Source organism: Burkholderia lata (assembly GCF_000012945.1).
Classification (GTDB): Bacteria; Pseudomonadota; Gammaproteobacteria; order Burkholderiales; family Burkholderiaceae; genus Burkholderia; species Burkholderia lata.
Map to the genome: position 1 here is coordinate 3,511,940 of NC_007511.1, position 21,020 is coordinate 3,532,959.

A 21,020-nucleotide genomic window follows, 5' to 3' on the forward strand; every position below is an offset into this window, starting at 1 on the left:
CATTACGAATAGCACAAAAACCCTTAATTCAGCTTCAATTAAAACCCCCAAAGAAATTATATGGATAGAAGAAAATCTATATAACCAACCACCCATCACACTCCTTTAATGAACCCCTCTATAATTCAGCAAACCAAAGTGCGATATTGAGGGCCACAAGATGAGCAGCTCGACCCATCCGCCTTTCCGTTTCTCCCTGCAGGATTATTCACCTGCCGAACGTTTCAACGCATGGCAGACCCAGTATTCGATTTCAGAGTTTGCTTTAACTGCGCCGATTGACCCGATAATCGACTACCAGTTTATCGGCTACACGCTTGGCAACATCTCGATCGGCAAGTGGACCTACCATCATCCGGGGAACGCGGCTGTGCCGCTCTCGTATACGCTCAACCGTTCGGCGGCGTTCATTCGGCGAGACGGAGTGGACAACTATTCGTTCAACCTGCGGGACGCGGGAAGCGTGCACGGGGAAATCGATGGACGGCCGGTGTTCGTCCAGCCCGGAGATATCCTCGTCGTCGACCAGGCGCGTCCTTATCACCGTGAAATCCAGGCAGGCGACGCAATCACGCTGCTGGTCGCGCGCGACATGCTGCCGAACCTGCCGTCGAGCGTTCACGGCACCCTCTTCAACGGCGGCATCAGCCAGCTCCTCGACAGCTTTCTGAGGAGCCTGCTCGACAAGATCGGCACGCTGTCGCAGTCGGAAGCGCTGCATGTCGAGCAGGCAACGCTGAGCCTGGTGAAAGCGATGCTCAGCCCGACCGCCCAAGAGATCTCGAATGCACGCAGCGAGTTGCTGTCGACCCTGTACGTGAAGATCAAGGCGTACATCCGGCAGAACCTCGAATCACCGGACCTGTCGCCGGATCGAATCTGCAAGGAAATCGGCATCTCGCGCTCGAGTCTGTACCGGCTATTCGAGCAGGATGGCGGTGTCGCGAATTACATCCGCAAGCGCCGCCTGCTCGCGATTCACCGCGCGCTGATGTCGCCCGAGAGCCCTCGTCACCGGATCGGCGATCTCGCGTACCGGTACGGCTTCAACAGCAACACGCAGCTCAGCCGCGCGTTCAAGCTGGAGTTCGGTCACGCGCCGAGCGAGACGCGTATCGTCGCGGGGAACCCGCAGCATCGCTTGCAACGACACACGGATATCGACTACAGCGGCTGGCTCGCGCAGATTCGCTGAACCGCGTGGCGAATCCGTCGCACGACAGCCCGGCGTGCGGTGCACCGGGCCGTACGCGCCTCCTGCCGGGCGATCAGGCGAACGCTTCCACGGCCGCAGCCGTGTCCTCGAAGATCCGGTAGTGGCGGATCACGTTGCCCTCGATGCGTGCAACGACGGCGAATTCGCTCTTGAAGGTCCGGCCCGTCTTGCGCACACGATGTTGCATGTAGCCGTATGCGAACACGGTGTCGTCGGCTTCGGCCCATTTGCGGATCTCGAACTGCTCGGTCTCGAACTGCTCGACCAGCGTGCCGAGCAGGCGTTCGACACCGGCCTTGCCGACGAAGCGCCCATAGATCGGCAGGCTCTCGGGGCCCTGCGGCTCGAACACCGTCGCGTCGTCGATGACCTCGAGCGCGCCCGGTACGTCACCGGCGCCGACTTTCGAGAAGAGCTGTTGCAGCGGATTGAGTGCCATACGCACCTCCATGAATGGTGAACGGCAAAGCGGGATTGCCGAGACTGGCGCCCACCGCGACGCCGGAATGTCGTCGTGTCGCCGGCCAGGATTCGCGCAGCGCGAACTCGCCGTCGAGATGCGCCCGGCGGGCCGCGTCGACAGGCGGGTGCCGGCTGCATGTGATCGTATGAACAGTGCGGCCGCAACCGTTAGCGGTTTTGTCCCAACCAACCGACGATCCGTTTCTGTGCATTCGTCCGCGCCGCGCGCCGCGCAGGTGGGACGCACTGTCAATCCATTAAGACGCACCGGCTAACCGTCGCGCCTCGCGTTCGGTACATTTCCCTCCATCGCCGACTTCACGGCGCGGGCCACCTCACGTGCGTTGCCGTTGCCCGGGGCGGGCCGCGCGATCCGCGTGCGCCGCCCCGCCTGCTGTCTTCATGCCGGTTCGCTACCCGTCACCATCATGAGCGTCGAACAACTGTCTCCGCTACAGCACGCGCCGCAGACCCACGCGGCACCCGCCCACGCCACGCTGACGCGTCCCGTCACGCTGCTGTTCGCGACGATGGCGGGATTCGCCGTCGCCAACGTCTACTACGCGCAGCCGTTGCTCGACACACTCGCGCACCAGTTCGACATCTCACGCGCCGCCATCGGCGGCGTCATGACGATCACGAGCATCTGTTACGGGCTCGGCCTCCTGCTCCTCGTTCCGCTCGGCGATCTGTGGGATCGGCGCCGGATGATCCTGATCCAGTCGGTCGCCTGCGCGCTCGCGCTGCTGTCGATCGCCACCGCCACGCGCGCATCCGTGCTGTTCGCCGGCATGGCGCTGATCGGCTTTCTGAGCGTCGTCACCCAGGTGCTCGTGTCGTTCGCGGCCGGGCTCGCCGAACCGGCGGAACGCGGGCAGGTCGTCGGCACCGTGACGAGCGGCATCGTGCTCGGCATCCTGCTCGCGCGCACGTTCTCGGGTGCGATCGCCGACCTCGCGGGATGGCGCGCGGTGTATTTCACGTCGGCCAGCGTCATGCTGCTGCTCGCCGTCGTCCTGTCGCGCGTCCTCCCGCACCATCGTCTTCCGGGTGTCGCCGAACCGTATCCGCGGCTGATCGCGTCGGTATTCGCCCTCTTCGTGCAGGAGCGCGTGCTACGTGTGCGTGCCTTTATCGCCTTCCTGCATTTCGCGGCCGCGATGACGCTCTGGACGCCGATGGTGCTGCCGCTCAGCGCACCGCCGCTGTCGCTGTCCCACACGGAGATCGGGCTGTTCGGGCTCGCAGGTGCGGCCGGCGCGCTCGGCGCCGCACGCGCCGGCCGTCTCGCCGATCGTGGCTTTGCGCAATGGACGTCCGGGGTCGGGCTCGTGCTGATGCTCGTGTCATGGCTGCCCACCGCGCTCATGAGGCATTCGCTCGTGGCGCTCGTCGTGGGCGTGGTCGCGTTCGACCTCGGCCTGCAAGCGGTGCACGTGACCAACCAGAGCCTGATCTACGGCATGCGCCCCGACGCGCGCAGCCGCCTGACGGCCGGCTACATGCTGTTCTACGCCGCCGGCTGCGCGTGTGGCTCGATCGCATCGACCGCCGTGTATGCGCGCGTCGGCTGGGCCGGCGTCTGTACGCTCGGCGCCGCGTTCAGCGCGATCGCGCTGCTGTTCTGGTATGCGACGTTGCGCCCGCGTGCGTGATGTCCGTTTCTTTCCTCCACCCACCCCACTGACAGCATGGACGCCAAACTCTCACACGGCCTCAACGGCATCGAAGCGGTTCTGCAGCGTTTCGAGGGCGAACCGGCGATCGTCGTCGCGCACTCCGGTACGGTCAATACCGTCGACGACGACGCGTCGCAGCCGATCGGTGCGCTCCGCTCACGCTATCCGTTCCGGCTCCAGGTCGATGCGGCATCCGGCGCGTGCGCGGCGCGAGTCAGCACACTCGGAGCAGTGCGATGAGCGCCCCGATCGGCGCCACGCGCGCGGAACGGTGGACGCTGCTGGCGATCGGCGTGGCCAGCTTCGAACTCGTCGCCGGCGCACTGTGGATCCAGCTGGCGTGGCAGGAGGATCCATGCCCGCTGTGCATCATCCAGCGCTACCTGTTTCTGCTGATCGCACTATTCACATTCGTGGCGGCAGCGGGCGGACGCCGCGTCGCGCTGCTGCGTGTCCTTTCGTTGACTACGGCACTGGCCGGCGCGGCGGTCGCCGTACGGCACATCTACGTGCAAGCTCACCCGGGCTTCAGTTGCGGCTTTGATGCATTGCAGCCGGTGATCGACAGCCTGCCGCCGGCGCACTGGCTGCCGCCGGTCTTCAAGGTGGGCGGGTTGTGCGAAACGCTGTATCCCCCGATTCTCGGGCTGTCATTGCCGATGTGGGCGCTGGTGGGATTTTCCGCGATTGCGGTAGCGCTCGGCTGGCGGATACGCGCGCAAGCGGTCATCCGCACCGCCTGATTCCTCCCGCTGACGTGCAGACGCGCGGTGATCGAGGACTTGCCCGATACTACTTCGTGGCCGTTGCCGAGGAGCGACACTTCGGCCGGGCTGCCGTGCGCCTTTCAATTACCCCCCCCCCGCTCTCGCAAGCGATCCGTTCCCTGGAGCGGGAGCTCGGCGTAGTCTTGTTCGCGCGCACGAACCGGACGTTGCGCTCACCCCGGTCGGCGAGGCATTGCTCCCCGAAGTGTGCAAACTGCTCGCCGAGGCTGAGGCGCTTCCCCGGCTCGCGCAGAGTCTCGCGCGCGGCGAAACCGGGAAACTGTCATTCGCATTCGTGTCGATTTCCGACTACGGGCTCCTGCCGTCGCTGCTACGCGAGTTCGGTGCCCGTTATCCGCTGGTGCGGCTGCAACTTACCGAAGCGACAAGCGACGTGCAAATCGATGCGCTGGCCGCCGGCCACATCGACGCGGGCCTGATCGTCCCGCCAGTACCGCCCAAGTTACGCGGCCGAACTTTCGTATCTGCCGGTCGTGAGCGAGCCACTCGTGCTCGCGATTCCGGCTGCCGCGTCGAACGCCCTTACCACGCGAGCCCAAAGAAGTGCATCCCGTGGGTCGCGGAGCAATTCGACGCGCTGGCGCTGACCATCGAGTTGCCGTTCAAGGAGAGCGCTGACCGCCCACGCGACGACGCCGATGTCGCGGCGTACGCCCGCACGTTCGGGCGGGCCGTGCTTGAAACCGCGCTGGCGCTTACGCCGTCGCTGCGCGCTTGAGAGCCCGCTCGTCTTCCGTGGGGCATGCATGGATGCCCCTGGTTTGCCGAGCTTTCAAAACTGGAGTTGCGTCGCGTCACCCAGTTGCCGAGCCGGCGGTCAACTACGCTTCTGCGGGTTGTCGGAGAACGGCTGGCCACAAGAGCTTGAAGTCGATGGACGTTCTTGTGCCGTTCGATGGAGAAATAATGGAGTCGAGATAAAAAATCAGCGACGCCGGGCGAGCTTTCCGTGCACACACAATCTGTTACGACAATGGCGACCCCTGGTTTGATCGGAGTGCTATCTTTCGCCGGCCTTTCGTTGAAACGACTCGTTAAAACGAATTGGCGGCAACGCAAGAAACCGGACTTCAGATTGAGCACAAGGAAGAGCATTCGCATGTTGAAGAAGATCGCCTCCGCATTCATCGTCACCGCGGCTGTGGTGATTTCACTGCCGGCCACGGCCGACAATTGGGACAACGCGCTCGGCGGTGCGCTGGGCGGTATCGCCGGCGCAACTGTCGGCGATGCACTGGGCGGCCGCACCGGCGCAGTGGTGGGCGGCGCGATCGGTGGTGGCGCCGGCGGCGCGATCGCGGCGAACCGCGACGAGCGCGAGGGCGCAATCATTGGCGGCGCCCTCGGCGGCGGCGCGGGCACCGCGGCCGGCCATGCGATGGGTGGCCGCAACGGCGGGCTCCTGGGTGCGGCGCTCGGCGGTGGCGGCGGCGCGGCACTGGGGGGCAACCTCGGCCGCAACGCGCGGGAGCGCGATGATGCACGGGACCGCGACAACATGCGCAGGATGCGTCGCCACAAGCATCGCTACGACGAGGCGTACTACGACAACAACGCTTACTGAGCGATTCGCTGGCGCCTGGCGAACGCGCATGCGATGAAATGACATGCGCGTTCCGCCCGTCACGTCACTCGGCGCAATTTCGCTGTAGTCGGCCCGATCGTCGACGGCACAACCTGTACGCCGCAAATTAGCAGTTTGATCGCGGACGCAGTTACGCCGCCAATGAGTGCCTTGCATGGGGTGATGAGCGTCGCGCAGGGAACCGTCCGGTCGACGCGTCTGCACTTCACGGTAGCGGCTGGCGGTGCGAGATCTGTACTGCTTCCAAACGAGATACGCACATCCTGAATCTTTAGGGCTGGTATCGCGCTCAATTATCTCTACGGCGAGTGCGGTTAGTAATCGCACATTGCGGGCACCATGTTCCCGCACTTATGTTGATTGGCCGAGACTCCCAGACGTGACCGCGATGGCATTGCCAAGTCAACTTGGTCCGCCTCCCCTGATACGCTGCTGATAAACACAGCCCACCACGAGCGGTCGCAAGCCCTCGCATGTCATCGATTGATTGACGCAATTTGAGGCCTGCACATTGCCGACACCAGTGTCCGAGCCACACTTGACTCGCTATTGCCAACCATTCGTGACCCACTGCGCAACGGAAGGGGTATTTTTCGGCTGACCCCACATAAGCCTCTGCCAAACAGACTCCATCCTTCTCTCGGGCGGCCGCCTGCAGACGTGCCAATCCATTGGGATCAACCTGCCTGGAGGATGTTGATTTTGCGCAACGACCACACCAGGTTCCGCGGAAGATGTCGTTGGCCCGAGCTTCCCAGCGATGCCCCTTTGCACATTCAAATCCATATAGACGGCTTTCGATCGTATAGCTGGTTGAAAGACATTTTCCGCCTCTCTCTCGTGCTTTCGCGTGAAGCCGGGCTAAACCATCCGAGCAACAGCTTCGCCGCGTCGCGTCACCATGCGCGCAGATCGGACACCAACGCCCCTCACTGATCTTCCTTCCCTCCACGCTCCACTCGTGCCCCTCTGCGCAACGAATTTGGTAGCGTGCAAATAGCCCAATGAACGGGCCACTCAAAAGCGTCCCCCCTCGTTCTGCCAACTTCCCCAACCATCTATCACGTATATCTTCTTGCTGACAGAACACGCATACCGGTGCACCGCCATTTCGATAAAGCAAGGTCAAGGCCACACGCTCAAAAGCGTGCCCACGAGCACAAGCGAACTGATGACGTGAATTGACACCCATCCACTCGCTCGACAAACATTGCCAACCATATTTAGCAGCGCACTGTCGCAACCTCTCAAGCATGCTCCCTCACTTCGCCGTCACGATCCCGCCGCATGAGCGCCTGAATCAACAGCGACACAAGTCACCCAAAACGCTGCGAGAAATTCAAGCCCCACCATCTTTTACATGAGGCACTGCGAACAGCAGAGTTCGCATCCACACGGGCGCACACTACCGACAGCGCTTACGAAAGCCGATCATCAAATTCGACAATTCGCCATCGCTTCGCAATACTTATAATTTTGCAGCCTTGAATTCACGCATCAAAAAAAGCGCCCGAAGGCGCTTTTTCGGAACTGACTAGCCAGCCGTCACGCTTAGAAGCGGTGACGCAGACCGACCGTTGCGGCGGTTTGGCTGACCTTCGAGCTCGGGTACGCGTTGATGTCGCCGTTGTAGATCGATGCCCCCAGACCGGCGCCCTTCGTACCACGCTGGTACACCGCCTGAGCGTAGACGTCCGTACGCTTCGACAGGAAGTAATCAGCTTGCACGCCGAACTGATTCCAGTGCGTGCTGTTGCCGTTCTGCTTCGCGTTCGTGTACGTATAGGCAGCGCCCAAGCCGAGAGCCGGCGTCAGGTTGTACTTCGCGTTGATTTCGTAGTTGTCAGCGCGCAGCGTACCCAGGCCGTTCGTCTGGTTGTCGAGACGCGATTGCGTCCATGCCGCGCCGACTTGAGCCGGACCGAATGCATAGGCTGCTGCAATACCATACGTACGCGTGCGGCCCTGAATGCCGAATGCGTTGCCGTTCGTATCGACGCTCGGGTTCACCGCACCCGACGTGGACAGGCCGGCGTTGTTCGCTTGCGAGTACGCTGCACCCAGCTTCAGGCCTTGGTACTGGTACGACAGGCCGGCGCTGTATGCACGGTTGTTGGCAAAGTTCGTGCTGTTCGAGAACGAGTACGTGCCACCGAACTGCAGGCCAGCGTAGTTCACGCTCGTGTACTTGATCGTGTTGTTCAGCGCGACGTCGCCGTTCGTGCTCAGGCGGTCATTGTTCAGCGGGTGCGCGAAGTACGTGCCGCCCCACGAGCCCGTTGCCGTCAGCGGCGCCAGGTAGTCTTGCGTCGCATCGTATTGCTTACCCAGCGTGACCGTGCCGTACTGGCTCGACAGGCCGACGAAAGCCTGGCGGTTGAACATGCCGCCGTTGCCGTTCGCGAACTTGCCGTTACCGATGTTGAAGCCGCTTTCCAACGTGAAGATTGCCTTCAGGCCGCCACCGAGATCTTCCGAGCCACGCAGGCCGAAACGGCTCTGGTCAATGCCCGAACCCATCGAAAAGCGCGACTTGCCTTGGCCGGATGCGGTCTGGACGTTGCTTTGGTAGGTGATGCCTGCGTCCAGCACGCCGTACAGCGTGACGCTGCTTTGCGCGTGAGCGACGGTAGCGAACGATGCCGCAGCGGCTGCGACGATCAGAGTCTTGTTCATTCGTGGAGCTCCCTTCTAAAAAGAGGCAGGTCTCGCGACCTTGTTCATAAACGGTCTGCAACCGCCCGGAGGACCTTGTTCTGTTGGTCATGCCCGGATAGATGCCCGTTTGGGAATCGCGAGTGTAAGAGCGGTGAAAGCAGCCAACCCCACAACGAAACAGAAATTGTGTATTTCTCTTTTCGCAACAGAAAGCGCTTAGAAATACGTAAGCCACTGTTATCAAATGATTTTATTGCGTGCCACCGCGAATACTCATACGGTATCTTTGCCGCGATTTTCTTATAAACACGTCTTGACAGTAGCCAAAAAACTACGCCACACAATCTCAACAATTCTCGAACACATCAGGTCGCTGGCTCACGCCGAGCTTGACCGGCTTCGTCCCGATGTACTCCCTGGGCAACGGTTGATCCATAGTCTCGATTGACGTGATCCTGCTGCGCGCACACAAATTCCGCGACGAGGTCAACGGCAGCTTCTTGAACATGGACGCGAGCAGCGTGGTGAGCGACACGACTGGCAAATTTGCTGCATTTGCCGCGCCCCCCGACCTGCCGGGTCCGAAGGAGCAAATGGTTGATCTGTCGCAGAAGAAGATCTGTGTCGAATGCATGCTGAAGGCGGCCCGGGGTAGAGCAGCCCTGGTGCCCCGTTAAACCGTAGACCCTATTCACGATGACAGAAAGACTTTCCCGTTACGCGCGACGTACGATCCAGACCGTCGCCCTCGTGGCCGTGTTTGGCCTCGGCGCATGCGACAAGCATCCCGGCCCCGTGGCGCAACAACTCGACTTGTCGAACCTGTCGAAGCATTACGACACACTGGCTGTTGGCGCCTCGACCCTGAACTATTCCCCTTGGTATATCCATCAGTGGGGGATCGAGGGGCCTGACGGATCTGGGGTGGCTGGCGGTGGCCCTAATGTATGGCCGGCGGGACCGGACGGAAAACCCTCTGGCGGTGGCAAAGAAACTTGCTGCAGCAACGTCCCTCGTGTCTGGCAGCCGGATCTGAGGCTGACGGTCCGTTGGCTGGTTTACAGGAAACAGGATCAAACGACGAGTTGGTACAAGGCCGAAAACATTCGGATACCAAAGTATGGGCAGGTCATGGGTGGATTGTGGGCCGTCTTCCTGCCTGATGACCGGGTTCGCATCATGGTGGCCGACGGCCAGAAAGGCGACGCTAACGATCCTGGCATACGCCCCCAAGACAACGATCCGTACATCGCGCACGGTGTGGTGGATCAGGAATGGAATCGGTTATACCGTGACGGAGGAAGCGCACAATGAGCCTCAAATGGGCCAACCCGATGCCTCGGGGGACGTGTGGCGGGCAGCGTCACGGCGTTGCGGAAGGGGCGTGCGCTGGTGTGCGATACGTTGATGTCCGGCCCCCAACGTTCCATATCACGCTGTTCGTCGACGGCACGAACAATAACGACTTGCCCACCCATCCATTCCGCGACTCGCTCGATCACACACATAGCAACGTTGCTCGAGGTCGGACAACTGCTGGGTTCGGTCGAGCGCGGGCAACTGCTCATGGCATATTGCGTAGACACCATCGAACGGTACGAAAGTGAGTTGTCCCGCTGATCGCGGGCTGGAGACGCCAAACTGTCGTTGCAATTCGATCAGCCCCGTTGCCCCAACCACGGGGAGCGCGTGCCTATATTCGACTGAGACCTCGGTCAAGTACAAAAGCAGTCTCCAGCAGATCAGAAATTGGTCGCGGCAAACCCGATCGAGGAGTTCGCGGGCAAGCCACTCGCGATCTAGAATTTGTTCGCCTCTGTGGTTGATAGCGCCAGCCGAAACCCTGTTGACGTCACTGGGCTGCCAACGTCTTGAGACCACGGACATCTTTTCTGAGAGACAACACCAGTGTGGGCTCTCAGAAAAGGGGGCTTTGGCCCCCTAGATAAATCAAGAACTTCGATATCTTTTCTGAGAAAACTGCGCACCTCTCATCTCAGAAAAGATATCCTTGGCCGCAGAAATTCTCTGAAAATTTGTCTTCGGGAATGGCACGACCCTGCCGAGGTTCCTCGACGGAATTTGGCGACAAGCAGCGCCATGGACAGGCCTGCATCAGTTGGCGTTGCCGGGTGGGCGCCTGGCACTAGATCAATTGATACCGTGAGCCCGGGTAGGGAATTTGATTTGATCGGCATGCGAACCGCTCACGTTCAATCAGCTCGCTCGAAGGGGCACAGCTCTCTAACTAGCCGTCTCAGCCATTCGCTCCCTGGCTCCCGATCTTCACGGGCATGCCATACCATCGCGATCGGATTTGCGGAGAATGAAATCGGAACGGGGCAGGTCGAAAGACCAAAACGATCCGCATACCGAAGTGCAATGCGTGATGGCAACGTCGTGAGAACGGGGGTGTCCGCTGCCATCATTAGCACTGCGAGAAAATTGGGGCCGGCAGAAACGATATTGAGTTCGACGCGTGCATCGCGCAATGCATCTTCGAGACAACCTAATATTGTATTTCGCATTGATACAACTACGTGTGGCGTTTCAACATAGGTTTGTTCGTCAATCGGTGTTTTGATCGGAAGCAGATCAGGATTGAAACAACAGGTCAGTGTTTCATTAAATAGCTCGTGTCGTCGTATCCAGGGATGGGTGCTTTCGTAGCAACCGATAGCTAGATTCAGTTCACCACGATCGAGCATGTCGGGCATGTCCTGCGGATCGACCGAACGCGCCAGCAACGTCATGCCTTGAGCGTCGGTCCGGAAGCGGGCAACCATATCCGGTAGGAGCAGCGATTCGATTCCGTTTGTCATTGCAACGCGGAAGTCTCGCCGTGCGTTCGACGGATCGAATGACTCTTCCGTTTTCAATGCTTCCTGCAACTGCAGCAATGAACTCCGGACCGTATGCTGCAACGATAATGCTCGCGGGGTCGGCTGTAATGTCCGCCCGACTCTGATGAACAGTTCGTCTCTGAGCAGCAGACGCAACGTCGACAACGAGTGGCTCATTGCCGGTTGCTGGATCCGTAGTTTTGCGGCTGCGCGCGTCACGCTGCGTTCCTGCATCAGCGCATCGAATGCGATCAACAGATTCATGTCGAACGAACGCAGATCGAAATGATCGATAGTTTCCATGCCTGGTATCGATTGGATGTATTAGCGTAGCCTGAGTATAGTAGATTCGTTCAGCCATCACTATGAGAGTCAGATGAGCGTCGATATCTCAGTAATTGCAGCACCCCGATTTCACGTGGGTGATATGGAAATCACACGTATCACCGAAATTTCATTCGAATTCCCGGTGACCTTTCTGTTTCCGGAATGGCAGGACAATCTGACTGAAGCGCAGCTCCAAAATCTGCACGAAGGGGTTTTAACACCTGATCGCAGAAGTGCGATCGTCTATGTGAACTCCTGGGTCGTCCGAACACCAAATCTGTTGTTCATCGTCGATACCGGAATCGGAGATGGTCGAGTACGTCACATCGAAGCATTCAACAACCTTAATACCGGATACCTCGAACGAATGAAGACTAACGGCATAGATCCGCATGCCGTCGATTTTGTATTTTGTACTCATCTTCACAGCGATCACGTTGGCTGGAACACGCATCTGTCGGGCGGAGCCTGGGTTCCGACGTTTCCGTCTGCGCGTTATCTCTGGTCTCGCGGCGAGCATGACTGGGCTGCCGGCGATACTTTCAGGAATATCGTCTCTCCTGGCGTCTACGAAGACAGCGTGCGTCCGATTGTCGATGCGGGTCTTGTCGATGTTGTTCCCGACGTTGGTGCAGAAGTGATCGAAGGCGTGATGTTTCACCCCACTCCCGGGCACACTCCCGGCCATATGTCGATCAGTATCCGGTCAGGTGGAGGCCACGCATTTTTCAGTGGCGACGTCATTCACAACCCGATTCAGATTTACCGACCGGAATGGAACTCCGCCTTCTGCGAGAACCAGGATGCGGCACGCAAGTCGAGGCGCTGGATGCTCGAATATACGGCTGAATCCGGTGCACTGGTTTTACCTGCGCACTTTGGCGCGAATTCAGCAGGTTACGTGAAGCGGGAGTCGAACAACTTCCGCTGGATCTTCGCTTGAACTATCGGGACTATTCCATTGACTCAACCACACCTTTCACCTTCCGTCCGATCGGGAGAAATAATTTTCACTTCCGGCCAACTCGCATTCGATGCTGAAGGGCATATTGAGGGAGACGTGGTGCATCAGACGCGCGTCATACTGCAACGCATTGCATCGCTGCTCGCACCTTCGGGTCTTGGCTTGACGGACATCGGTAAAACCACGGTCTGGCTTCGCCGTGCGTCAGATTTCGAAGCGTTCAACGCCGCATACGCGAGCGTGTTTGGGGCACATCGACCGGCGCGATCGACGGTGGTATGTGGATTGACCGTCCCCGAGGCACTTGTCGAGATCGAGGCGGTGGCATGGTCGGGAGGTAGCGCATGAGTCAGTTTCCGCTGGACCCGGGCGCGGCACGCGTGGTTGCGCTCGCGCGCGAAAGCGGGGCTTTGGGCCCGGAAGCCGGGTCCCCCGAGCAGGCGCGCGTTGCATTTCGCACAAGTCGCAAAGCGCTTGCGTCGCAGCCGGTTCAGGTTTCCTCGGTTCGGGATCTCGAAGTCGTGCACCCGGACGGAAAACTCGGACTCCGCTGTTATCGCGGGTGGGGAACGGACGACGGATCCCAGCTTCCATGCCTGCTCTTCTTCCATTCCGGCGGCTGGGTGTCCGGGGATCTCGACACCCATGACAACGCCTGCCGAGCGATAGCCAGCACGGCGCGAATCTCGGTGATGGCGGTCGATTATCGACTCGCTCCTGAACATCCGTTTCCGGCGGCAATCGAAGACGCGCAAGCTGCGTACGCTTACATTCTTGAACACGCGTCGTCATTGAACATCGATGCGACAAAGATCGCCGTGGGTGGTGACAGTGCGGGTGGCAACCTCGCGGCGGTTCTCACACACCTATTGCGCGACGCGGGCGGGCATCAGCCGATCGCGCAAGTACTGCTCTATCCTGCCACCGACTTCGCGGCGAATACAGCGTCACTCGAGCAGTTCTCGCTTGGACCGACGTTGACAAAAGCAAGTCTCGATTGGTTCGCAGATCAATATTTGCCGGTAGGCGAAGATCGCCTCGACTGGAAAGCGTCACCGCTCAGGGCTCCCACTTTTGCCACCTTGCCGGCAGCGTATGTCGTGACTTGTGGCCATGATCCGTTGTGTGACGAAGGCGCCGCATATTCCGCCCGACTTCGCGATGCGGGTGTCTCGGTTCGTCATCAGCACTATCCAGGTCAGATACATGGCTTTCTGACGATGGGTGGCCTGATTCCTGAGGCAACGGTTCTGATTGGCGAGGTCGCAGTCTTTCTTGACCAAGTATTTAGCAGATTTCGCGGAGCGTAGGCGCCGCCACTCGTACTCGCTATCTCGTGTCGAGAAAGATCGAACTCCCAGGATCGTGCGCCGACTCTCGCCACAAACTTTCACCCCACTGCACCGACAACCCGCAGTAAAGGCAGCCCCGGGACCTTGCACACGCATCGGGGGCGAAACTGCTGCGCTCACTGTCAAATGAGACGTCAACGATACGATGCTATCGATCGAAAATTGCGCAAAAATTCTTCGATTGCAAAGATTGACCTCGCATCCGCTCGGGATGACATAAATTGGGCTGACAGCCACTGATATGTCGCCTTTTATTCAAAGACAACTTATTGAGACTGCGGACATCTTTTCTGAGAGACAACAACAACAGAAGCCCGCAACCTCTCCCCCTCCCTCCCCGTACCGGCATTCGTCAAGTCAACTGTACCGGTACTGTACAGAAAACCGTCGCTAAACTGACCTCCATCCCAGTCCAGAACCGAATGGAGAATCCGCGATGGAATTCCTCACCTTGAGCGCGTTGCCCGCCGGCATGCTGTTCGCGCTCGTCACGTCGATCACGCCCGGCCCGAACAACACGATGCTGCTCGCATCCGGCGTCAATTTCGGTTTCCGCCGCACCATGCCGCACCTGTTCGGCATCAGCATCGGCGTCGCGATCCTGATGCTCTGCGTCGGTTTCGGCCTCGGCGAAGCGTTCAAGCGCATGCCGCTGCTGTACACGATCCTCGAAGCTGCGAGCGTCGCGTACCTGCTGTATCTCGCGTGGCGCATCGGCACGTCGGGCGAAGTGAAGGCGCACGGCGGCAAGCCGCGGCCGATGACGCTCATCGAAGCCGCCGCATTCCAGTGGATCAACCCGAAAGCGTGGATGATGGTGCTGACGGCCGCGACGACGGTTCGCCTGTCCGCCGACTACGGGCTGAACGCCGCATGGATGGCCGTCGTGTTCATCCTGATCGGTTTCCCGTGCATCTGCCTGTGGGCCGCATTCGGCCTCGGCCTGCGCCGCTTCCTGTCGAACCCCCGCGCACTGCGCATCTTCAACGTGACGATGGCCGTGCTGCTGATCCTGTCGCTGTATCCGCTGGTCGCGCACCTGCTGGCGTAGTGAGCGCTCACCGCGCGCCCGTTGAGATTCGCCCGATGCAGGCGTACCCTTTTGTAACGGGCGCGCGCAACCGCTTGGCCGGTTGCGCCGCTGCTGCCGGGAGAGTGTCGATGAAGCCACTGCTGAGGGCGGGCGAACACATCGAGGGGATGCACTGGATCGCCGAGTATCACCCGCTCACGCACGAGATTCGCGTGCTGCGCGAAGACATCGAGATCGGTATCTACAGCGCGCCGCCGACGATGTTCGGCGAAGAGGAAGACATGGGCGCCGCGAACCTCGCCGATCATCGCAGCCGGGAGGCCGCGCTGCGCGCGTATCTGCGCAACTTCGTGAAGCAACACGACGCGGAAGAATAACCGGCGGCCCCACGGCCGCCGTATCGGCGGGCCGGCGCATCGCACCGGCCCGCGCTTCGCTCAATGCCCGAGCGATTCGATCTTGCCTGCCGGCTGCGTCACGCCATGCGGCCGCGCCATCTGCTTGACCAGCAGCGCGACACACGCGAGCAAGCCCGCGACGGCGATCGTCGCGAACACGCCCGCGAACGAGAAATGCCGGCGCGTCAGCTCGGCGACGAGGAACGATCCCGCAATCCCGCCGAAGCGGCCGACGCCGAGCATCCACGCGACACCCGTACCACGCCCCTCGGTCGGGTAGAACGCGGCGGCAAGCGCCGGCATCGACGATTGCGCGGTGTTCATCAGCACGCCGGCCACGAACACGACCAGCACGAGCAGCCCGACGTTGCCGGCCGCCTGCCCGATCGCATAGACGCTCACCGCCGTCAGCGCGTAGCACACGGCGATCACGCGGTTCGCGTTGAAGCGGTCCATCAGCACGCCGCACAGCACCGCCCCGACGCCGCCGAGCGGGAACAGCGCGGAGATTAGCGTCGCGCTCTTCGGCGTCAGGCCGGCATCCTTCAGCAGGATCGGCATCCAGTTGATCGACGCATAGAAGATCACGAGCCCCATGAAGTACGCGAGCCACAACATCACCGAGCCGACGATGTACGAGCGCGACAGCACGACGCCGAGGCCCTTGCTGCCCGTCTGCGGCGCGGCTTCGGTCATCGCGAACGAGCCGGCGTTCAGCGCGTCGCGCGAGATGCGCGCAAGCGTCGAGCGGATCTTGTCGACGGCGTGATGGTTGGCGACCATGAAGCGCACCGATTCCGGCATCTTCAGCAGCAACAGCACGCCGAGCAGCAGCGGCGTCACGCCACCGAGGATCAGCACGCTGCGCCAGCCGAAATGCGGAATCATCCATGCAGCCAGGAAACCGCCGAACGCGGCGCCGAGCGGGAAGCCGCAGAACATCAGGTTGATCACGGTCGCGCGGCGCTTGTCCGGGCAGAATTCGCCCATCATCGTGACCGCGTTCGGCATCGCCGCACCGAGCCCGACGCCGGTGATGAAACGCAGGATGGTCAGGTGTCCGATCGTCGTCGAGAATGCGGACATCAGGCATGCGACGCCGAACAGGAATACCGAGCCGATCAGCAGCGAGCGGCGCCCGAGCTTGTCGGACAGCGGGCCCGACACGAGCGCACCGCATGCGAGGCCGAACAGCGCGGCGCTCAGCACCGGTGCGAGATCCGGCTTGGTGAGGTTCCATTCGCCGAGCAGCGACGGCGCGATGAAGCCGATCGCAGCCGTATCGAAGCCGTCGAGCAGCACGATCACGAAACACATGAGGAATACGAGCCATTGAAAACCGCCGAACGGCTGCTCGTTGATGAAGGTCTGGACATCGACCACGGGTGTGCGATTCATCGCTAGTCTCCTGTGTCGATCCAGGTTGGCGGTTTGGTGCTTGCCTGGATCCCATGCTTCGCGGTCGATCCAGGTTGGCGCTTTAGCGCTTGCCGGGACCCTATGCAAAGCTCATTTGTTTATCAGCGACGCGACCTCGGAACCGCGTCTTGCCTTTGTTCGCGCACCGGCCATCCGGTGCGCCGCGCGCCGATGCTCTGCCGGCGCGTTCATTCATCGTCGAGGCCCGCCAACCATCGGCAGGCCTCGAAGCAAGCTCGGACTACGCCCGGCGCTTAACCGGCGGCCCCGTCTTGTTCCTTGAAGATCTTGTCTGCCAAATGGAACGCGGAATTCGCAGCCGGCACGCCGCAGTAGATCGCGGTCTGCAGCAGCACTTCCTTGATCTCGTCGCGCGTCACGCCGTTGTTGCGCGCGGCGCGCAGGTGCAGCGCCAGTTCCTCGCCACGGTTCAGCGCGACCATCATCGCGATGGTCAGCAGGCTGCGCGTATGGCGCGGCAGGCCGTCGCGCGTCCAGATCTCGCCCCACGCATAGCGCGTGATCAGGTTCTGGAATTCGTCGGTCACCTCGGTGCGGTTCTCGATCGAGCGGTCGACGTGCGCATCGCCGAGCACCGCGCGACGCACCTTCATCCCTGCTTCGTAACGTTCCTGGTCATCCATCGCCGGTGCCTCACGCGGTCAGGAAATCGAGCAGCGCGCGGTTGAAGCCGTCGGTGCACTCGATGTTCGAAATATGCGCGGCGTCGAATTCGACGTGCTGCGCACCCGGAATCGCGGCGGCCAGCGCGCGGCCCTGGTCGGGCGGCGTCGACATGTCCTTCGCGCCGGTCACGACGAGCACCGGCAGCGCGATACCCTTCACTTCTTCGCGCAGGTCGGCTGCGTTCAGCGCGTCGCAGTTCGCCGCATAGCCATCCTTGTCGGTATGCACGAAGGTGTCGCGGATCGCATCGAACAGGCGCGGCTCGCGCTCGACGAACGCGTCGGTGAACCAGCGCGGCAGCACGGCGTCGGCGAGCGCGGCCATCCCTTCTGCACGCGCCTTCTGCGCACGCGGCGCCCACACTTCCGGCGAACCGATCTTCGCGGCGGTATTCGACAGCACCGCGCGAACGATGCGCGTCGGGAAGCGTGCGGCCAGCGCAGCACCCGTCAGCCCGCCCATCGAGATTCCGCAGAAGTGTGCGCGGGCGATGCCGACGTGGTCGAGCAGGCCGATCACGTCGCCGGCGAGCTGCTCGACCGTGTACGAACCGGCCGGCGCATCGGAATGGCCGTGGCCGCGCGTGTCGTAGCGCAGGACGTTGAAGTGCTGCGTGAGCGGACGGATCTGCGGTGCCCACATCTGCAGGTCGGCGCCGAGCGAGTTCGAGAAGACGAGCCACGGCGCGTCGTCGCGCACGGCACGGTCGATCCGGTAATGCAGTTTCACGCCGTTGACAGTGGCGAAAGGCATCAATGTTCTCCTGGTGATTGCGCGCCCGCGTGCAGCGCGAGCACGGCGTCGACGTAGGCCTGCGCCTCGCCGACGTAATGAGCGGGATCCAGCAGCCGCGCGAGCGCGTCGCGCGACAGGTGCGTCGATACGGTCGCATCGGCGGCGAGCACGTCGAACAGCGTCGCGCCCGTGCGTACGGCTTCCTTCGACGCATGTTCGACGACGTGATGCGCGTCGAGCCGGCCAATCTTGTCGCCGAGCGCGAGCATCACCGCTTCGCCGAGAATCAGTCCGCGCGTCAGGTCGAGGTTCGCGGCCAGGCGTTCGGTGTTCACGTCGAGGCCCGCGACGATCTGTGCGATCTGCGCAAGCGCGCCGCCGGTCAGGCGCGCGAGATCGGGCAGTGCATCCCATTCGGCTTGCCAACCGCCGAGCGCGCGTTCGTGTTCCTGGACCATCCCCGCGAACACCGTCGCGACGAGGTTCGGCGCACGTACGGCAGCCGTCAGCACGGCTGCGCAACCGACCGGGTTGCGCTTGTGCGGCATCGTCGACGAGCCGCCCTTGCCGGCGGCAACGGGCTCGCCGAGTTCGCCGACTTCGGTCTGCATCTGCAGCGACACGTCGCGTGCAATCTTGCCGAGCGTACCGGTCAGCATCCCGAAGCAGGATGCGGCTTCCGCGATACGGTCGCGCTGCGTGTGCCACGGCACGGCCGGCGCCTTGAGCTTCAGGTCCGCTGCCAACGCCGCCGTGACGCCGGCCGCGTGCTCGCGCAGGCTCGCAAGCGTGCCGGCCGCGCCGCCGAACTGCAGCACGAGCGCACGCTCGCGCAATTCGGCGAAGCGCGCGCGATGGCGCAGCAGCGCATCGAGCCATTGCGCGAATTTCAGGCCAAGCGTGATCGGTAGTGCCTGCTGCAGCCACGTGCGGCCGATCATCGGCGTCGCGCGATGCGTGCGCGCAAGCGTCGCGAGCGACGCGCACGCTTCGTCGAGCATCGGCTCGAGCACGTCGAGCGTGTCGCGCAACTGCAGCACGGTGGCGGTATCGATGATGTCCTGGCTCGTCGCGCCCCAGTGCACGAACTTCGCGGCCTCGGGATCGTCGGCCTTCACCTGCGCGGTGAGCTGCTTGACGAGCGGAATCGCGAGATTGCCGCCGAGCGCCGCACCGTGCGCGAGCGCGTCGGCGTCGAGCCGGCTTGCATCGCACGCGTGTTCGATCGGCGCGACCGCGGCGGCGGGAATCACCTGCTGCGCGGCGAGCGCACGCGCGAGCGCGGCCTCGACGTCGAGCATCCGCTGGATCGTCGCGCGGGGCGACCAGATCCGGTTGAGCGGCTCGGTGCCGCAGATGAGGGAGGTCAGGCGGGCGCTGTCTTCGAGCATGGCATCAGATTGGGGAAACGGCGTGCGCCTATTGTCCACCCAAGCGTGCCGGCCTGCGCGCAAGCGCCCGCGCCGGCACGCCTGCGGTTCAGGCAGCGGCCTTTTGCGTCGCGTCGATCAGCGGCACGCCGGTCAGCTTCTGCAGTTCGTCGAACGACAGGTCGGTGAAGATCTCGCTCACGGCGAGGCCGTCGGCCGTCACGTCGAGCACGGCGAGATCCGTATAGATGCGGCTCACGCACTGCACGCCGGTGACCGGATACGAGCACTGCGCGACGATCTTGCTTTCGCCCTGCTTCGTCAGGTGCTCCATCATCACGAACACCTGCTTCGCACCGATCGCGAGATCCATCGCGCCGCCGACCGCAGGAATCGCATCGGGTGCGCCCGTGTGCCAGTTCGCGAGGTCGCCGTTCGCCGACACCTGGAACGCGCCGAGCACGCAGTAGTCGAGGTGGCCGCCGCGCATCATCGCGAACGAATCCGAATGGTGGAAATACGCGCCGCCGGTGAGCAGCGTCACGTGCTGCTTGCCGGCGTTGATCAACTCGTCGTCTTCCTCGCCGGGCGCGGGCGCGGGGCCCATGCCGAGCAGCCCGTTCTCGCTGTGCAGGAAGATTTCCTTGCTCGGGTCGAGGTGGTTCGCCACCAGCGTCGGCACGCCGATGCCGAGGTTCACGTACGCGCCTTCGGGGATGTCCTGGGCGACGCGCTTGGCCATTTCATCGCGGGTCAGTCGTTTCATTTGAATGCTCCTCGGGCGGTCAGGCGGCTTGCGATGCGTGTTCGGCGGCCAGCTCGGCCGCGTGCGCGGCCTGCGGCACCTCGACGATGCGCTGGACGAAAATGCCCGGCGTCACGATGTGTTCCGGGTTCAGCGCGCCGAGCGGCACGACTTCCGACACCTGCACGATCGCGACCTTCGCGGCGCTGGCCATGATCGGCCCGAAATTGCGCGCGGTCTTTCGATACACAAGATTGCCCCAGCGATCGCCCTTGTACGCCTTCACGAGCGCGAAGTCGGCGTGGATCGGCGTCTCGAACACATACGGCTTGCCGTCGATCACACGCGTTTCCTTGCCTTCCGCGAGCTTGGTGCCGTAGCCGGTCGGCGTGAAGAAACCGCCAATGCCGGCGCCCGCCGCGCGGATGCGCTCCGCGAGGTTGCCCTGCGGCACGAGCTCCAGCTCGATCTCGCCGGCGCGGTACAGCCCGTCGAAGATCTGCGAGTCGCTCTGGCGCGGGAACGAGCAGATGATCTTGCGCACCTGCTTCGCCTTCAGCAGCGCCGCGAGGCCCGTCTCGCCGTTGCCCGCGTTGTTGTTGACGATCGTCAGGTCGCGCGCGCCCTGTTCGATCAGCGCGTCGATCAGCTCGGACGGCATGCCTGCCGTGCCGAAGCCGCCGATCATGATTGTCGCGCCGTCGTGGATGTCGGCCACCGCCGACTGAAGCGATTCGAAAATCTTGTTGACCATGTCTC

General features: G+C 62.1%; 21 protein-coding genes and 1 pseudogene. 13 read left to right on the forward strand and 9 right to left on the reverse strand.

Annotated elements, in window-relative coordinates; all coding sequences use genetic code 11:
- Positions 1 to 160: 160 nt before the first annotated feature.
- A complete protein-coding gene (locus tag BCEP18194_RS38230) occupies positions 161 to 1,195 on the forward strand; it encodes a helix-turn-helix domain-containing protein (RefSeq protein WP_011356697.1) in 1,035 nt (344 codons plus the stop codon).
- Positions 1,196 to 1,268: 73 nt separating this feature from the next.
- Here the strand turns inward: BCEP18194_RS38230 and BCEP18194_RS38235 are convergent, their stop codons facing one another.
- A complete protein-coding gene (locus BCEP18194_RS38235) occupies positions 1,269 to 1,655 on the reverse strand; it encodes a nuclear transport factor 2 family protein (RefSeq protein ID WP_041493426.1) in 387 nt (128 codons plus the stop codon).
- A gap of 451 nt (positions 1,656 to 2,106) precedes the next feature.
- On the opposite strand from BCEP18194_RS38235, the gene BCEP18194_RS38240 reads away from it, so the two are divergent.
- From BCEP18194_RS38240 to BCEP18194_RS38260, 5 genes and pseudogenes are all read left to right on the forward strand, one after another.
- Positions 2,107 to 3,333 (forward strand): MFS transporter, encoded by a 1,227-nt coding sequence (locus BCEP18194_RS38240; RefSeq protein ID WP_011356699.1) that lies wholly within the window; start codon positions 2,107 to 2,109, stop codon positions 3,331 to 3,333.
- Positions 3,334 to 3,369: 36 nt separating this feature from the next.
- Positions 3,370 to 3,597 carry a hypothetical protein gene (locus BCEP18194_RS38245; RefSeq protein ID WP_041493427.1) on the forward strand — a complete coding sequence of 76 codons (228 nt, stop codon included), beginning with the start codon at positions 3,370 to 3,372 and terminating at the stop codon, positions 3,595 to 3,597.
- Positions 3,594 to 4,100, forward strand: coding sequence for a disulfide bond formation protein B (locus BCEP18194_RS38250; protein ID WP_011356700.1), 507 nt, complete (start codon positions 3,594 to 3,596; stop codon positions 4,098 to 4,100). Before BCEP18194_RS38245 ends, BCEP18194_RS38250 begins: the two co-directional genes overlap by 4 nt.
- 14 nt (positions 4,101 to 4,114) lie before the next feature.
- Positions 4,115 to 4,666: pseudogene (locus BCEP18194_RS38255) on the forward strand (LysR family transcriptional regulator); the annotation flags it as partial.
- 578 nt (positions 4,667 to 5,244) lie between these two features.
- Positions 5,245 to 5,709, forward strand: a complete 465-nt coding sequence (locus BCEP18194_RS38260; RefSeq protein WP_011356702.1) for a glycine zipper domain-containing protein — start codon at positions 5,245 to 5,247, stop codon at positions 5,707 to 5,709.
- A 1,572-nt stretch (positions 5,710 to 7,281) separates the two neighbouring features.
- On the opposite strand, the gene BCEP18194_RS38265 is transcribed toward BCEP18194_RS38260, so the two are convergent.
- Positions 7,282 to 8,406 (reverse strand): porin, encoded by a 1,125-nt coding sequence (locus BCEP18194_RS38265; RefSeq protein ID WP_011356704.1) that lies wholly within the window; start codon positions 8,404 to 8,406, stop codon positions 7,282 to 7,284.
- Positions 8,407 to 8,837: 431 nt separating this feature from the next.
- Between BCEP18194_RS38265 and BCEP18194_RS38270 the strand changes: the two genes are divergently transcribed.
- Together BCEP18194_RS38270 and BCEP18194_RS40665 are read left to right on the forward strand one after the other, a co-directional pair.
- Positions 8,838 to 9,065, forward strand: coding sequence for a hypothetical protein (locus BCEP18194_RS38270; protein ID WP_041493428.1), 228 nt, complete (start codon positions 8,838 to 8,840; stop codon positions 9,063 to 9,065).
- Positions 9,066 to 9,084: 19 nt separating this feature from the next.
- A complete protein-coding gene (locus tag BCEP18194_RS40665) occupies positions 9,085 to 9,702 on the forward strand; it encodes a DUF3304 domain-containing protein (protein WP_011356706.1) in 618 nt (205 codons plus the stop codon).
- A gap of 899 nt (positions 9,703 to 10,601) precedes the next feature.
- Here the strand turns inward: BCEP18194_RS40665 and BCEP18194_RS40670 are convergent.
- Positions 10,602 to 11,534: a LysR family transcriptional regulator gene (locus BCEP18194_RS40670; protein ID WP_011356707.1), complete on the reverse strand. Its 933-nt coding sequence runs from the start codon at positions 11,532 to 11,534 to the stop codon at positions 10,602 to 10,604.
- A 73-nt stretch (positions 11,535 to 11,607) separates the two neighbouring features.
- On the opposite strand from BCEP18194_RS40670, the gene BCEP18194_RS40675 reads away from it, so the two are divergent.
- From BCEP18194_RS40675 to BCEP18194_RS38290, 5 genes are all read left to right on the forward strand, one after another.
- A complete protein-coding gene (locus BCEP18194_RS40675) occupies positions 11,608 to 12,501 on the forward strand; it encodes an MBL fold metallo-hydrolase (protein ID WP_011356708.1) in 894 nt (297 codons plus the stop codon).
- A gap of 18 nt (positions 12,502 to 12,519) precedes the next feature.
- Entirely contained in the window at positions 12,520 to 12,870 is a 351-nt protein-coding gene (locus tag BCEP18194_RS42495) for a RidA family protein (protein ID WP_011356709.1), read from the forward strand.
- Positions 12,867 to 13,832, forward strand: coding sequence for an alpha/beta hydrolase (locus BCEP18194_RS38280; protein WP_011356710.1), 966 nt, complete (start codon positions 12,867 to 12,869; stop codon positions 13,830 to 13,832). Before BCEP18194_RS42495 ends, BCEP18194_RS38280 begins: the two co-directional genes overlap by 4 nt.
- Before the next feature lie 478 nt (positions 13,833 to 14,310).
- Positions 14,311 to 14,925, forward strand: a complete 615-nt coding sequence (locus BCEP18194_RS38285; RefSeq protein ID WP_011356711.1) for a LysE family translocator — start codon at positions 14,311 to 14,313, stop codon at positions 14,923 to 14,925.
- 110 nt (positions 14,926 to 15,035) lie between these two features.
- On the forward strand, positions 15,036 to 15,284 hold the full coding sequence (locus BCEP18194_RS38290; RefSeq protein WP_011356712.1) for a hypothetical protein: 249 nt from the start codon (positions 15,036 to 15,038) through the stop codon (positions 15,282 to 15,284).
- A 60-nt stretch (positions 15,285 to 15,344) separates the two neighbouring features.
- Here BCEP18194_RS38290 and BCEP18194_RS38295 read toward each other — a convergent pair whose 3' ends face one another.
- The 6 genes from BCEP18194_RS38295 to BCEP18194_RS38320 form a co-directional block, all read right to left on the reverse strand.
- Positions 15,345 to 16,703, reverse strand: a complete 1,359-nt coding sequence (locus BCEP18194_RS38295) for an MFS transporter (RefSeq protein WP_011356713.1) — start codon at positions 16,701 to 16,703, stop codon at positions 15,345 to 15,347.
- A 275-nt stretch (positions 16,704 to 16,978) separates the two neighbouring features.
- A complete protein-coding gene (gene pcaC, locus BCEP18194_RS38300) occupies positions 16,979 to 17,368 on the reverse strand; it encodes a 4-carboxymuconolactone decarboxylase (protein ID WP_011356714.1) in 390 nt (129 codons plus the stop codon).
- A gap of 10 nt (positions 17,369 to 17,378) precedes the next feature.
- A complete protein-coding gene (gene pcaD / locus BCEP18194_RS38305) occupies positions 17,379 to 18,164 on the reverse strand; it encodes a 3-oxoadipate enol-lactonase (protein ID WP_011356715.1) in 786 nt (261 codons plus the stop codon).
- Entirely contained in the window at positions 18,164 to 19,537 is a 1,374-nt protein-coding gene (locus BCEP18194_RS38310; RefSeq protein ID WP_011356716.1) for a 3-carboxy-cis,cis-muconate cycloisomerase, read from the reverse strand. The genes pcaD and BCEP18194_RS38310 overlap by 1 nt, the downstream gene beginning before the upstream one ends.
- A gap of 88 nt (positions 19,538 to 19,625) precedes the next feature.
- Positions 19,626 to 20,282, reverse strand: a complete 657-nt coding sequence (locus BCEP18194_RS38315; RefSeq protein ID WP_006482308.1) for a CoA transferase subunit B — start codon at positions 20,280 to 20,282, stop codon at positions 19,626 to 19,628.
- Between the two features lie 19 nt (positions 20,283 to 20,301).
- The gene (locus BCEP18194_RS38320; protein WP_011356717.1) at positions 20,302 to 21,015 is read right to left on the reverse strand and encodes a 3-oxoacid CoA-transferase subunit A; all 714 of its coding nucleotides are present in this window, start codon (positions 21,013 to 21,015) and stop codon (positions 20,302 to 20,304) included.
- Positions 21,016 to 21,020 lie beyond the last annotated feature (5 nt).